We start from the raw sequence: 13130 nt of genomic DNA, 5'->3' as shown, positions 1-13130 counted from the left end.
CGATTTGAAGTCTGACATTCCGCCGGACGGGGGTGGCTCGTCCGGACCCTTCCGGCCGAGTGACCGAACGGGCCCTGCTGCTCGCGCTGGGATGGTCGCCGGCCATCGCCTCGATATCTGCGCGCACCGTGGATTGCTGGTGATCGCGTCAGCGGCGGCGGGAAGCACGTCGTGGGCAGCCGAGGGGAGTTGCCGCTACCGGCCAGCGCGCGGGCAGATGTATGCGATCACCCCCGGACAACGACTGCTGCTCGCCGCCCTGGTCGCCCACGACCTGCTGGTGATCCACCCGGCCAGTGCCGTCGCGCGGCTGCTGGCAGACCTGCACGCCGAGATCATCGGAGGCCGTCATGTCGGCTGATCCCGCCCGCGTCGCTGCGGCCCGGCAACTGCTGTCCCACCTCGGCGTCACCCTCGCCGGCCTGCAGGCCGAACCGGGCCCGCGCCTGCCGACGCTGACCGAGTACTTGCCCCGCGTTGTCGCGGCAGCGGGGTCCGGCGCCCGCCGAACGCATGGCACCTACTGGAACCGGATGGCCGCGGTCTGGGGTGAGCGGGCGTTGGACGCTATCGCGGCCAGCGATATCGAGGCGATGCAGCGACAGATCGCGGCGACGGCCCGGTCGCGGCGCAACAGCCGCAGCGGGCCGCGCTTCGGGGTAGTGCTAGCACCCCACAAGGTCTCGCCCCAGCGCCCCAGACCGCTGGGGTCAGTCTGCGGTTGGCTTTCGGCATGACGACATCGACTGACACCGTCCGGCTGTGGTCCGTCACCAAGCAGTACGGCTCCGGGGCGCAGGCCGTGACCGCCCTGGAGGGGGTGACCACCATCTTCTCCCAGGGCACGTTCACCGCGGTGATGGGCCCGTCGGGTTCGGGAAAATCCACACTGCTGCACTGCGCCGCTGGCCTCGACCGGGTCGACGACGGGAAGGTTGTCATCGACGGCACCGACCTTAGTGGCCTGAACGAGACCGAGCTCACGCTCTTGCGCCGTGAGCGGGTCGGTTTCGTCTTCCAGGCTTTCAACCTGGTCTCCGTGCTCACCGCGGAGCAGAACGTGGCACTGCCGCTGCGTCTGGCGGGCCGTCGACCCGAGCGCGGGCAACTCCTCGCGGCACTGGGCGAGGTCGGGCTCGGCAGCCGAGGCGGTCACCGCCCTGGTGAGCTGTCCGGCGGTGAACAGCAGCGTGTCGCCATCGCCCGTGCCCTGATCACCCGCCCTGCGGTTCTGTTCGCCGACGAACCCACCGGCGCCCTGGACACCAAAACCTCGCGCGACGTCCTCTCTCTGCTGCGCGATATCGTCGACCGCCACGGGCAGACCGTCGTCATGGTCACCCACGACCCCGCCGCAGCCACCTACGCGGACCGTGTGCTGCTGCTCGCCGACGGCCGGATCGCCGACGAGTTGCGCGGGCGCGCCAGCGTCGAGACGATCGCGGCCCGCATGGCCGCCCTGGAGGCCGTAGCATGCTGAGCCTCGCCACCGTCCGCCAGCGCTGGGCTTCCTTCCTGGGCACGTTCATCGCCCTCGCCCTCGGCGTGACCATCCTTTCCATGATCACCCTGGTGCTCACCTCGGCGCAGCCCGAGGTTCCCAAACGGTATGCGGGCGCCCGGGTGCTGGTGCAGAGCCCCGGGGTCGACCAAAGCGACGGCTTGTTCACGGCGAACCGGCCCTGGACACAGCAACGGGCTGCTGAGTTGGTCCAGCGACTGGACGCCATCCCGGGCGTCTCCAAGGCCGTACCCGATCTGTCCTTCTACGCGCAGGCGGTCATCGACGGCAAGCCCGTGGCCGCCGCCGAGGACGGCGACCTGCAGGGCCATGCCTGGTCGACTTCCGCGCTCGCCCCGCAGCCGCTCGTCGCGGGCAAGCCGCCGTCCGGGGACAAGGAGGTCGTCCTCGACCGCGCCCTCGGCCTCCGGCCGGGCGGGCAGGTCACGCTGCTGACCGCGACGGGCCCCGCCCAGTACAGCGTCTCAGGGACGGTGGACGGCCCCGCTTTCTATGTGTCGGACTCCGCGGCCGCGGCCCTGTCGGGCGGTGTCCGGGTCATCGGGCTGCTCACCGATTCCGGTGTCGACACGAAGGCGGTGGCCGCCGCGGCCGAGAACGTCGTCGGCAAGGACGGTGAGACGCTGCGCGGTGAGGCACTCAAGAACCTCGAGGAGAAGAACGCGGCGAAGACCCGCTGGATCGGTATGCAGATCCTCATCGGGATGGCCAGTCTCACCGCCTTCGTGTCGATTTTCGTGGTGGCGTCCACGTTCGCCTTCAGCATCATCCAACGCCGCCGTGAACTCGGGCTGTGGCGCACGATCGGCGCTACACCGAAGCAGATCCGGCGCATGGTGTACGGCGAAGCCGTGACGATCGGGGTTGTCGCCGCGTCGGTGGGCGTCGTCCTCGGCAGTCTGCTCGCCCCCGTACTCGGCGGTCTGTTCGTTAACGGCGGATTGGAGCCGCCGAGCTTCACCGTGCAAATCCAGGTGCTGCCGCTCATCGGGACGTTCACCGTCGGCCTGCTCGTCGCGGTGCTCGGAGTATGGTCGGCCTCCAGGCGAGCCGGAAAGGTGCGGCCGCTGGAGGCTCTGCGCGAAGCCTCGCTGGAGAAGCATCCGATGACCCGCAGCCGATGGATCTTCGCCTCGGTCAGCACGCTGGCAGGCATCGCACTGTTGGTCAACGCGACCGGCAGCGGCTCGGACGAGATGATCAACAACACCATCTACGCGGCGATGGCATTGATCGTGGGCCTCACTCTGTTCGCGCCGGCGTTCATCCCGTTCCTGGTGCGTCTCGTGTGGTGGCCGTTGCGCCGGCTCAGCGGTGCCACGAACCTGGTGGCCCGCGAGAGTGCGCTGACCTCCGTACGGCGCACCGCGTCGACCGCCGCTCCGGTGCTTGTCACCATCGGCTTCGCCGTCCTGATCTCCGGCATGTTCCAGATCAGGGCCACGGGTTACGCCCTGGAGGAGACCATCTCGGTCAAGGCCGAGTCCGTCGTGACGCCGGACGGCACGCCGGGGCTCTCCGACGCCGCTGTCACGTCCGTGAAGGGCGGAGCGTCCCTGATGCCCACGACGCTGTATCCAGGAGGAAAAGACCACGTGGGGGGTGTCGGGGTGAGCAAGGTGGCGTTCGCGGCAGCGCGCGAACACATGAAGGTGACGTCCGGGTCCCTCGACGCCCTTCAAGGCCAGGACACAATGATCGTCAGGACCTCCGTCGCCCAATGGCTCAACTGGACAACGGGCCGAACAGTCCCGGTCACCTTCGACGACGGACAGACACGCGACATGCGGGTCGTGGCGGAGGTCACCGACCAGTCCTCCACCGCCGCCGTACTGCTGTCGCGTGAGACGGTGCGCGCACACGACCCGTCGGCGCTCACCCCCACCGTGTACGTGCCCCGCTCCGGTACGGCCGACATCCCGCCCGCACTCGGCGCCCAGCAACTGAGCCGGGCCGTCTACGCGGACCGGACGCAGTCCGAGGACGATCGGCTGGCGAAGATCTTCATCGTCATCCTCGTCGGCATGTCCCTCGGTTACACGTGCCTGGCGATCGCCAATACTCTCATGATGGCCACCGCCGACCGGGCCCGCGACTTCACCGTGCTGCGCCTGTCCGGTGCGACGACCCGGCAGGTCCTGCGGATCGTTGCGGCGGAATCCGCGCTCGCTGTCGGCATCGGAACGGTCGTCGGGCTCACGGTCGCCATCACCGCCCTCATGGCGATCCGCTCCGGTCTGTCCGCCAACCTCGGCACCACTGTCAATCTCAACCTGCCGTGGCCGACTATCGTGCTGTCCATCGGCCTCTGCCTGTTCCTCGCGCTGCTGTCCAGCGTGCTACCCGCCCGCCTGGCTCTGCGCGCCGGTGACGCTGCCACCCGCAGCGCCTGATCCCCGGTTCCGCCAGGGGCGCGGCCGTACGGCGGCCCCGCCCTTGGCGAATGTGCGAAGACGGCACAGCGAAGCCAGGGAGCCCCTGGCGCTCAGACCCGTATCACCGGCTCGGTCGAGGTTTGGGTCGGGTGGGGACGGCCGCTGCGTCGGCGGGAACACGGTCCGCCGACCGTGGCGGTCGACCTGAAGAGGGGACAAGCGCCGTGGTCACCCGGCGGGGAAACCGTCCGGAGCTCGAACCACGCCAGATATCGGCTTCCGGGAACGCTCGGCCTGGGGGCCTACCTGGGCAGTCAGAGGTATAGCCAGCACCACTGCTGCCCGTCGTCGGCACCGGATACGGTCGGAGCGTGATCGCGCGCAACCCGTTGGAGGCCCTGGCGCAGAGGCCCTTACGCTTCCTCAAGTCCTTCTGGACATGGCGGTCCTTGGCGTATCTGCTGTCCAGTGTCGTGCCGGGTGCGGTAGTGGCCCTGCTGACCCTGGGCCTCTACTACCTGCGGACCGTCCTCGGCGTACCTGCCGTCACGCTGTTGGGGCTGTTGGCTCTCCTCCTGGTGGGGTGGGCGATGGTGGGCTTCGAGCGGCGTCGCCTGAGGCTCGTCATCACCAATACGGATCTCCCGCCTTCCGAATCCGCAGGCGAGCGGACCTTACGGCGCCGCATCCTCGGCTGGTTCCGCGCCTCCGCCTCCTGGCGCAACCTCGGCTACGGCGTGGCGGCCCTGTTCACTCTGTGGTGGATCGACTTGGGGATCACGGTGGTGGCCCTCGGGGTGCCGGTGTTCTTTCTGACGGCCCCGCTTCAGCCGACGGCGCCACCGCTGGTCGAGGGCGCAGGCGTGGTGGTCGGAGCGCTGTTGCTGCCGATTTCGGCGTATCCCATCGCGGCCTGGGCCGGCGCCAGGTCGGCCATGACTCGCGCCGTGCTCCTGCCGCCCGACAGCGAGTTGATGGAGGTCGTACGGTCGCGGGCGCGGCTTGCGGACGCGTACGAGGTGGAGCGTCGCCGGATCGAGCGCGACCTGCATGACGGAGCTCAGCAGCGGCTTGTGGCGCTCTCCATGAAACTCGGGCTCGCCGGACTCGACCTGCAGCCCGATTCGCCTGCAGCCCGGCACGTGAGCGAGGCCCAGGAGCAGGCGCAGCAGGCACTGGAGGAGCTGCGTGAGCTGATTCACAATGTGCATCCCCGTGTGCTCACTGACCGCGGCCTGGAACCGGCCGTCCGGGACTTGGTCGGACGGTCTCCGGTGCCGGTCGACGTCTACATCGCTCTTCCACGACGACTCGACTCGGCTGCGGAGGTCGCGGCCTATTTCGTGGTCTGCGAGGGATTGGCGAACATCGCCAAGCACAGCACGGCGAGCCGAGCATGGGTCCACGGCCAGGTGAGCGGCGAGACATTCGTGTTGGAAGTAGGGGACGACGGTGTCGGCGGCGCCGACATAGCCGGTGGCACCGGCCTGGTTGGGATGGCGGACCGGCTCGCCGTGGTGGACGGCAGAATGCTCCTGCGCTCACCGGCCGGCGGCCCGACTGTCCTCCGAGTGGAGATGCCGTGCAATCTCATCGCCTAGTCATCGCCGAAGACGCGGCGCTTCTGCGCGAGGGACTGGTCAGTCTGCTGGAGCGCCTCGGCCACACGGTGCTGGCGGCTGTCGGCGACGCCCCCGCACTCATCGCCGCGGTGGAGGAGCACGAGCCCGACGCCGTCGTGGTGGATGTCCGGATGCCCCCCAACTTCAGCGACGACGGACTGGCCGCCGCCCGCACCCTGAGGGCGGGGCGTCCCCACCTCGGCGTGCTGGTGCTGAGCCAGTACGTGTCTCAGACGTATGCCACCGAGCTGCTTCAGTCCGACAACGGTGCCGGCATCGGCTATCTGCTCAAAGACCGGATCGGCGACGTGGAGGAGTTCATCTCGGCCCTGGACAGGGTGGTGGAGGGCGGGACCGTTGTCGATCCGGAGGTCGTCCGTCAGTTGCTGAGCCGTCGCCACGATCCGCTGCAGCGGCTCAGCCCCAGGGAGCGCGAGGTGCTCGGTCTCATCGCCGAGGGCCGGTCCAATGCGGCGATCGCCCGACGTCTCGTCGTCACGGAGGCGACGGTGTCTAAGCGCATCGCGAGCATCCTTACCAAACTGGACCTGCCTCCCGCGTCGGACGACCATCGCAGGGTTCTTGCGGTACTTGCATACCTGAATGCCCGTTGAATGAGTGGATCATTTGTGGCGTCGGGCGCATCCGTGCCGACAGCAGACTTCCGAAAAATATCGGATATGAACGTTCCTCTCACTATTCTGTCGCCGGGACGCGACGTCGCGGCCGACAACGGTACGTCGTCGCTCTGAACAGTCTCTGGACAGCAAAAGGGGCCGAACCGCGAGTGTGTTCGACCAGAGGGTGGGACAAGACGAAGCCCTGGTCGCGGGCACAAGCGTTGATTCTTATCATGTTCGGATGGCCGGACCGATGTCCTCGTTCGGGGACTGCGTGCGTGCGCTCCGTCACGCTGCCGGTTTGACGATGGAGCAGCTTGCCGAGGCGTCCGGAGTCAGCGCTCGGGCCATTAGTGACATGGAGCGTGGACAAAGCCGGGCACCGCGGGCCCGGACGCTGGCTGCCCTCGCTGACGGCTTGGGCCTGGACACGGATGGCCGGGCCGGACTGGAAGCCGCGGCGAAGGAGGCTCGTTCGCCGAGCGCCGCCGGGCGGCCGCGGATGGGTGAGTTGCCGCGCGGAGTCGTGGACTTCGTGGGCCGCGCGACGGAACTGGCCACGGCAAGCGCCGTCGCGAGGCAGGCCGGCAACGGCGAGGGCCCGCCGCCAGTGCTGGTGGTGCACGGGCCACCAGGGCTCGGTAAGACCGCGCTCGCGGTGCGGATCGCCGACGAACTACACGACAGCTTCCCCGACGACCGGCTATATCTGGACCTGCGCGGCACTGACGTGGATCCGCTGTCAGTTGGTGAGGCCCTCCAGCGCCTGCTTCGAGCCCTCGGTATGGACCAGCGACGCATCGCGCATACGGACGACGAGCGGTCGGCCCAACTGCGGGCGGTGCTGCGTGAGCGGCCCTGCCTGCTGGTCCTCGACAACGCCGGATCGGAGGCGCAGGTGCGACCGCTGCTGCCCGCCAGCGGTGAGTGCATGGTCGTGGTGACCAGCAGACGAGCGCTGGGAGGTCTGGAGGGTGTCCTGCGGATCGGGCTGACGCCGCTTGCTCCGGCCGAGTCGGCCAGCATGCTGGGCATGATCGCCACCCAGGCCGCTGATCCGGCCGCGGTCGAGCAGGTGGACACGGTGGCCCGGATGTGCGGGCACCTGCCGCTGGCGCTGCGGATCGCTGGTACTCGACTCGCCAGCCGTCCACAATGGACTGTTGGTAACCTGGTCGACCGGCTAACCGATGCTGATCGGAGGTTGGCCGCCCTGACCGCTGGTGACACCGGAGTGGGCGCGGCGTTCGCTCTGTCGCACGCCCAACTGTCCGCCCCCGCCGCGGTGCTGTTTCGTCGGCTCGGGCATGTGTCGGGGGTCGACTTCGCAGCGCCGTTGGCGGCGGTGCTGACCGAGACCGGGCTGCCGGACGTCGAGGATCGGCTCGATGAACTGGTCGAACTCGGGCTCCTGCAGCCGGTTGGTGTCGACAGGTACCAGTTCCACGACCTGATCCGGCTCTATGCCGAGGAGCGGCTGCGCGCCGAGGAGTCGGCCGCCCGGGCCGCCACTGAACGGCGGATGAACGACTGGCTGCTGCAGACCGCAATCGTCGCCGGCCGCTGGTACGAGCCCGGGTACGGGTCGCTGCCCGACGGTTGGGACGGTCTGGTGCCCCTGGCCACGCGGGAGGAGGCTGGCGCCTGGCTGCGCGCGGAGACCGACAACTGGCTAGCAGCCCTCCGCGCCACCGCCGCAGAAGGCCAGCACCAGCTCGTCGCTGATGTCAGCGAGGCGCTGAAGCAGTACTCGGACGCGTCCTATCGCTGGCCTGGCTGGTATGAGGTGTACGGCCTGAGCCGTGCTGCTGCGGCCGCCCTGCCCGACCTTCGTCAGCGGGTCGAGCACCTCAACAACTACGCCTATGCCGCGCTGCAGAGCGCGCGTCGCTTCGACGAGGCCGCCGAGGTGGCGATCGAGGCCTATCAGCTGGCAGAAACGCTCGCGTATCACGAGGAACAGGTCCAGGCTCTCCAGGCCATCGCCTCCGCCTGGCGCTTGTCGGGCCGGCTGGAGGAGTCGCTGCGGGCCTACGGCAGGGCACGCGACCTGGCCGATCAGATCGCCGACCACGACGCGTACGTCGCGCAGTTCTACGGCATCGGCGTCGCGCTCATCAGGCTGAACCGCTCCGCTGAGGCTATCGACGAGTTTCGTGTGGCGCTGGCTGAGGTTGACCGTCGCCCGCTGTCGCCGCTTCGTGTCCTTCTCGTCCGCGCAGCAGCGTTGTCCGGCATGGCCATGGCGTGCGGCATGCTCGGACGCTGGTCGGAGTCACAGCACCTGGCTGAGTTGGCCCTGCCGTTGGCAACCGAGCACGGCGAGCCGGGCCTGATGGGCGAAATACATGTTTCGATGGGACGAGCCCGTGCCGCCCTCGGCCGTACCGCCGAGGGCCGCGCCAACCTCACCCGTGGCCTCGAACTGATCGCCCCCGACATGTGGTATGCACCCTTCGCCCGCAAGACGCTGTCCAGCCTTGACGATTGACCACCAGAACATTCTCCCTGGTCAGCGTCGGCAACGGCAGCCCCCGGCGTCGCCTTGGCGGTCTGTCAGCGGCGGAGAGGGCCACCAGCAACCGCGGCCCGGCCCAGGCCAACGGGTGAATCGCGCGGACGGACGGTGGGAGATGGGTAGGCTGATGGCCTCGCGGCCGAGGTCGAGATCTCGGCCCGGCACACGGCTCCTTCCAAGGGACGGGGCGCCGCGCGGCTGCCAGGCTCGTTCGCCGTCGACCGCGGTGAACTGCGACAACGCGGACAGTCGCCTTCCGCGGGGAGTGCCGTCCGCACCTGCTCGACGGCTGTCCGGAGACGTTCTTCGGCGACCCCGAACACGGCAGCGGCCGCCGCGCGTCGGCTCACACGCGCCAACGCATCGGTGGTCCGGGCGGGGCGGGCAAGCGGGCCGCAGGCCCACAGGTGATGCGCGAGGCGAGCGGCGACGGGCCCGGTGTCTCCGTCGGGATGCGCGAGCGCGTGGGCTATACGCAGGTGAAGCCTGGCAGTTCGCCGTTGTGGTGTGGTCATGGCGACCGACTCGCGCGCCAGTTCGTGCGGGAAGCGGACCGAGGACGGATCGACGGGTTCGAGCAGTCCGAGGGCTTCCAGCGACTCGAGGCGGTCGAGGCACGTCGGTCCGTCGATACCGGCCGCGCGGGCGAGTAGCGCGAGCTCGACGTCGCGGCCAATCAGAGCGGCGAGTTCCAGCAGCACGAGAGCTTCGTCGTCAAGGCCCGTGGTGCGGTCGCGGACGACGTCCCGAACGGTTGGTGGGACCGGGATGGCGGCTACAGTTTCGCCGCTGATGATACCGCCGGGCGGCAGAAGTCGGCACAATTCCCGGACGAAGAATGGGTTGCCCCCCGCGCGACTGTGGATGGCGCGGGCGGCATCCGCGTCGGGCCGGTGTCCGGTCTCGCGGTAGAAGAGGTCGGCCACGTCGCCGACGCACAGCGGGCCGAGCCGGATCCGGCGATGAGAGGCAAGCCGGCTGGCCGCGGCGAGCATCCGGGTCAACGCGATCCGAGGAACGGGCGCGCGGTCGCGCAGCGCGCTGATGGCGACGGTGCCGGGCGGCAACCGGGTCGCCAGGTGAGCGAACATCTCGAGCGACGCGGTGTCGGCCCACTGGAGGTCGTCGACGACGAGCACGACCGGCCGCACCGCCGCGGCCTGAGCGACGAGGGCAACGGCCTGCTCGAACAGGCGGAACCGGGTGTCGCCGACGAAAAGGTCGGGGACTGCGGGGTCGGGGCGGCGTGGATCCAGCAAACAGCCCAACTCGCTGGCGCGCCAATCCTCGCGTGCCGCATCCGGAAGCGAGTCCAGCAACGTGCGACCTGCCTGGCGCCACGGCCACATGCCCGGCGTCCCGTCGCCCGCCAGACATCCGCCCCACGCGATCAGCGCGCCACGTCGGTTCGCCTCAGCGACGATCTCCTTCAACAAGTGGGTCTTGCCCGTTCCAGGTTCACCCTCGACGATGGCAAGCCCGGCACCCCCGGCGAACGCCGATTCGACCGCCTGACGCAGCACGGCAATCTCGTCTTCCCGCCCTACCAGGCCGGAGGCCGATGGCTGGGCCGCGGGTGTCGTACTCACCGTTGCCCGTGGCCGGTCGTCGGCTTCGACCGTCGTCGGTCGGCTCAGGACGGCGTGGTACGCCGCCTGCAACGCCGGGCCAGGATCGACGCCGAGCTCGTCGGCGAGCCGGGTGCGAACCGTTTGGAACACCGACAATGCTTCGGCTTGCCGGCCGGCAGCGTCCAGGACGGCAATGAGACCGGCCTGCACTCTCTCGTGCAACGGCGCCATTGATGCCGCCAGCCGCACCTGCTGGAGCACCAGATCGGGCCGGCGCTGTGACACGGCCACCTGTGCGGCCGCCACAGAGGCATCGAAGAACTCCTCATTCAGCGCGGTGAAGACCGACATCGCCTCCAAGCCGAGCGCCAGTCCACCGCCCGCAGGGCCTCGCCACAATCCCAGCGCCTGCGCATAAGCTTCGAGGGCCGCGTCAGACCGGTTCTCGGCGAGGCGCGTCCGGGCGGTCGCGACGAGCTCCCGGAACGTGACAGCGTCCACCATTCCGCCACGCGCAGCGAATATATAGCCGGTACCACGACGCAGCAGATACGAGCTGGTTCCGCGGACGGGCAACGCCGGCTCGAGCAGCCGTCGCAGCGCACCCACGTACTTCGAGACTATATTCACCGCCGTTGCCGGAGCATCCTCTTCCCAGACCAGGTCGATCAGCTCGGTCGTGCTGATCGGCCTGCCCGCCTGGGCGACGAGCAACGCGAGCAGGTGAGCCTGCTGCCGGGGTCCGGCGTCCAGTTCGGCTCCGCCGCGCCACAGCCGCAACGGACCGAGAATCTGCAGTGACAGGCGCTCATGCGACATGGGGATGACATCTTCCGTCGAACCGGGCGACGCGTCGTGCGGCGCGCTATCCCTATGCAACCAGTGAGGCCCGAGCTAAGCCATGCAGGAAATTACGCAGGAATGCTGCCGTTTGGTCGCGCCAGACGCCCGCCTCCGCCGGAGTCGCTGGATTCTCCCATCGACGCCCCCCGGGGACAGTCTTCACGGCCGCAGCCTGAACCCTCGCTGCCGGATGCCGCGAATCTACGCAATCGCCGGGATCACTCGTCTCTGGTGGCTCCGCGTTTCCGGCTGCTCGGCGGCGATGATCGCCACTCGCTGATCCCCCTACTGTTCGTGCCTCGCGGCGGGTCGGCGCCGTATTGTTGCGGCTCCGGGCCAGGTTTGTCGGCCGCGCGTCGCGGGCGGTTGCGATCTTCTTCAGATCCCCGGTTGTGAACCGGAAATTCCAGTATTCGTTCACAACCGGCCCCTACGGTTGACGACCGGCGGCTTTCGTACCACGCCGTCGGTGCCACTCCCAACACTCGAGAAGTCACGAGTTGTAAGTCGCCGGGCGTTCTGGCTGGGCTGCGTCCGGCTTCGCATGCTGATCCGGTGTCGCGCGTGCGCCGGTAATTGACCGGGTTGGGTTGACGACTGCCCGTCTCCAACCTGCGATCGCGAGCAGGGCGAAGAGGACGCCGGCCGCACCGAGCAGTGAAATGGCGCAGCCCACGCCGACAGCGTCGGCGAGCAGCCCGGCGAGGAACGCGCCGACGCCCTGGGATGTCGCATTCATTGAGCCTGCGACTCCCATAGCCCGTCCCCGCTGATCGTCGGGTAATAGCCCGGCGAACGACGTCACCGCGATGACGGTGAGCACGGCCCACGCTGCTCCGCTGATCCCGAAAAGGATCAGGATTTTGATTGGATCGTGGACTACGACCACCGGCAGCAAAGGTAAACCTGGCGCCAGGAACGAGATCGGGAACGCCCGCAGGTATCGGTCGGCACTGACGAATCTGCCAAAGGCGGCGAGACCAATCACGGAGAAGAGCCCACCGGACGCCATGAAGAATCCGACCCACCGGGCACTGAGACTCAGCTCCGACGCGAGCGGTGCCGCGAGCGCGTCCGGGCCCAGGAAGAACAGACCCGTGAAGGTCGTAAGGAAGACGGTACGCAACACCGGCGAGCCCCAAACGAGGCGAACGGTCCCGGCGACCGTACTCCTTTCCCCGCCCGAGAGCGCCGCAGGCCGCGGTCGGACGAAGATTCGCAGTGTGAGCGCTGAGCCGACGAAGCTCGCGCAGTCGAACAGCAGGCATGTTCCCGGACTGAAGATAGAGGCGAGTAGACCGCCTGAGAGGAAGCCCAGCAGCTGCGCCCCCTGGGACAGCGACTGACGCAGGGCCATCCCGGCGCCGTATTGATCCTGTGACAGGACGTCACGCAGGAGGGCGAGACGAGCCGCCGAGTAAGGCCCGTTCAGAAATGCGCAGAAGGCAACGAGAGACCACAGCACAACAAGCGGTGTGCCCGGCGCGACCATCGCCAAGACGGCCGCCCCACGCAGGACGTCGATCGCGATCAGCGTGGAACGGCGCGGCCGCGTATCGGCAAGCGGTGACAGGAGCAGGCCGCCGGCGACGGTAGGCAGGAAGGTCAACGCGTACGTCAGTCCACCCAGCCCGGCCGATCCTGTCCTGTCGAAGACCAGTAGCGCGAGCGCCACCCGTGTCAATTGATCCCCGACCGTCGACATGGCCTCAGTCAGCGCCATGGCCCTGAACTCTCTGTTACGCAGTATCGGTGCGAACAAAGTGACCTTCTTCCGGTCGGATGAGATTCTGACCGTTCCACGGTTGACTGATTTCCCACTTAACGCCGGGGGATGGCAACGCCATCACGTGGGCAGACGGACTACAGCCGGCGTCAAGTCGGCGCTGATTGACTCAGGAGGCACAAGCTCAGGGAGGTGAGTCATGGAGAAGAGCAGCCCGGATTGGTGACCTGACCCGCCCAACGGCGCGGTCTGAGGCCTGATGCGCGCCAGGGAGGCACTGCACATCCGCGGCGATCCGTCACCGATGATGGTTCGCCGCGGATGTTGCGTGTC

9 protein-coding genes are annotated in these 13130 nt (G+C 68.5%); 7 read left to right on the top strand and 2 right to left on the bottom strand.

The features are described from left to right. The 7 genes from Raf01_RS43395 to Raf01_RS43370 all read left to right on the top strand — a co-directional run. The coding region (locus tag Raf01_RS43395; protein ID WP_203923992.1) for a hypothetical protein at positions 1-361 on the top strand (361 nt) is incomplete at its 5' end. Continuing rightward, a complete protein-coding gene (locus tag Raf01_RS43390) occupies positions 351-737 on the top strand; it encodes a hypothetical protein (RefSeq protein WP_203923991.1) in 387 nt (128 codons plus the stop codon). The genes Raf01_RS43395 and Raf01_RS43390, both read left to right, overlap by 11 nt. Next, complete coding sequence (locus Raf01_RS43385) at positions 734-1480, top strand: ABC transporter ATP-binding protein (RefSeq protein WP_203923990.1); 747 nt, start codon at positions 734-736, stop codon at positions 1478-1480. Before Raf01_RS43390 ends, Raf01_RS43385 begins: the two co-directional genes overlap by 4 nt. Next, on the top strand, positions 1474-3915 hold the full coding sequence (locus Raf01_RS43380; protein WP_203923989.1) for an FtsX-like permease family protein: 2442 nt from the start codon (positions 1474-1476) through the stop codon (positions 3913-3915). Before Raf01_RS43385 ends, Raf01_RS43380 begins: the two co-directional genes overlap by 7 nt. Before the next feature lie 353 nt (positions 3916-4268). Then, positions 4269-5498, top strand: a complete 1230-nt coding sequence (locus Raf01_RS50245; RefSeq protein WP_239134434.1) for a sensor histidine kinase — start codon at positions 4269-4271, stop codon at positions 5496-5498. Continuing rightward, positions 5480-6133 carry a response regulator gene (locus Raf01_RS43375; protein WP_239134433.1) on the top strand — a complete coding sequence of 218 codons (654 nt, stop codon included), beginning with the start codon at positions 5480-5482 and terminating at the stop codon, positions 6131-6133. Before Raf01_RS50245 ends, Raf01_RS43375 begins: the two co-directional genes overlap by 19 nt. Before the next feature lie 247 nt (positions 6134-6380). After that, positions 6381-8630, top strand: coding sequence for an ATP-binding protein (locus Raf01_RS43370; RefSeq protein ID WP_239134432.1), 2250 nt, complete (start codon positions 6381-6383; stop codon positions 8628-8630). Positions 8631-8695: 65 nt separating this feature from the next. Here the strand turns inward: Raf01_RS43370 and Raf01_RS43365 are convergent, their stop codons facing one another. Together Raf01_RS43365 and Raf01_RS43360 are read right to left on the bottom strand one after the other, a co-directional pair. Then, complete coding sequence (locus tag Raf01_RS43365; RefSeq protein WP_203923987.1) at positions 8696-11047, bottom strand: ATP-binding protein; 2352 nt, start codon at positions 11045-11047, stop codon at positions 8696-8698. 517 nt (positions 11048-11564) lie between these two features. After that, positions 11565-12833: an MFS transporter gene (locus Raf01_RS43360; RefSeq protein WP_275413189.1), complete on the bottom strand. Its 1269-nt coding sequence runs from the start codon at positions 12831-12833 to the stop codon at positions 11565-11567. Between the last annotated feature and the right edge of the window lie 297 nt (positions 12834-13130).

It is taken from the genome of Rugosimonospora africana (assembly GCF_016862975.1).
Taxonomy (GTDB): Bacteria; Actinomycetota; Actinomycetes; order Mycobacteriales; family Micromonosporaceae; genus Rugosimonospora; species Rugosimonospora africana.
This window is presented reverse-complemented; position numbering and strand designations above follow the sequence as displayed.